Raw genomic sequence first — 690 nt, 5'->3', positions numbered from 1 at the left:
GCTGATCCGCGAGGCCGCCGCGCTGCCGCCGGGCGAGTGGCCCGAGGCGCTGCCCGAGCCGTTGCCGGTGGAGGCTTCGGCGCTGCTGAAGAAACTGCGTGCCATCGGCCAGCGCGAGGGCGAGCGCCTAGAGATAGTGCCCGAGCTGATGCTGCGCAAGAAGACCCTGGAAGCCCTGCTGAAGAGCGGCTACCCCAGCGGTCCCTACCAATTGCCCGAGTCCCTGCGCGGTTGGCGCCGGGAGTTGATGGGCCAGGCGCTGCTCGACTGCCTGGCCGCCGAAGGAGAATCCGCGTGAAACGCATCTGTTCCATCTACAAGAGCCCACGCAAGAACGAGATGTACCTCTACGTGCTCAAGGCCGACGCCCTGAGCCGGGTACCGGAGGGCCTGCTCGGCGTGTTCGGCGCGCCGGTGCACGCCTTCGACCTGGTGCTCAGCCCCGAGCGGCAACTGGCTCGCGAGGACATCGCCCAGGTGTTGGAGAACCTGGAGAAGCAGGGCTACCACCTGCAGATGCCGCCGCCGGAGGAGGAGTACATCGAGCACCTCCCGGACGAACTGCTGCGTCGCAACGACCCAGTCTGAACCATGCGCCTGCTGATCGCCGAGCACGACCACGGGCGCTACGCCGAGCTGATTCGCGCGGCGCGGCCCGAGTTGGCGCTGCTGGCCGGCGCCGACCCCGTC

General features: G+C 68.7%; 1 protein-coding gene and 1 pseudogene. Both read left to right on the top strand.

From position 1 onward, the window contains the following. A pseudogene (locus tag N878_RS24270) lies at positions 1 to 298 on the top strand (ribonuclease D); the annotation flags it as partial. Further along, positions 295 to 588 (top strand): YcgL domain-containing protein, encoded by a 294-nt coding sequence (locus N878_RS24265; protein WP_021446077.1) that lies wholly within the window; start codon positions 295 to 297, stop codon positions 586 to 588. The pseudogene N878_RS24270 and the gene N878_RS24265, both read left to right, overlap by 4 nt. Positions 589 to 690: the final 102 nt, after the last annotated feature.

Origin of the sequence: Pseudomonas sp. EGD-AK9, from assembly GCF_000465935.2 — a bacterium.
Classification (GTDB): Bacteria; Pseudomonadota; Gammaproteobacteria; order Pseudomonadales; family Pseudomonadaceae; genus Aquipseudomonas.
This window is presented reverse-complemented; position numbering and strand designations above follow the sequence as displayed.